A 538-nucleotide genomic window follows, 5' to 3' on the forward strand; every position below is an offset into this window, starting at 1 on the left:
TTTAAGTCTATTCTGACAGACAAATAAGAATAAGACTATTATTAATACAAGTTAAGAATGGTCAGCGTTCAAACAACAACATTTTACAATGGAGAGTTTGATCCTGGCTCAGGATGAACGCTAGCGGCAGGCCTAATACATGCAAGTCGAACGATACTCTTTAGCTTGCTAGAGAGGAAAGTGGCGCACGGGTGCGTAACGCGTATGCAACCTACCTTAATCAGGGGGATAGCCCGAAGAAATTCGGATTAACACCGCATAAAATCACAGTACAGCATTGTACAATGATCAAATATTTATAGGATTAAGATGGGCATGCGTGACATTAGTTAGTTGGCGGGGTAACGGCCCACCAAGACCACGATGTCTAGGGGATCTGAGAGGATGACCCCCCACACTGGTACTGAGACACGGACCAGACTCCTACGGGAGGCAGCAGTAAGGAATATTGGTCAATGGAGGCAACTCTGAACCAGCCATGCCGCGTGCAGGAAGACAGCCCTCTGGGTCGTAAACTGCTTTTATTCGGGAATAAACC

General features: G+C 46.3%; 1 rRNA gene. It reads left to right on the plus strand.

The features are described from left to right. Positions 1–85: 85 nt before the first annotated feature. Positions 86–538, plus strand: a 16S ribosomal RNA gene (locus LY11_RS26475); the annotation flags it as partial.

It is taken from the genome of Pedobacter cryoconitis, assembly GCF_003259615.1.
GTDB lineage: Bacteria > Bacteroidota > Bacteroidia > Sphingobacteriales > Sphingobacteriaceae > Pedobacter > Pedobacter cryoconitis.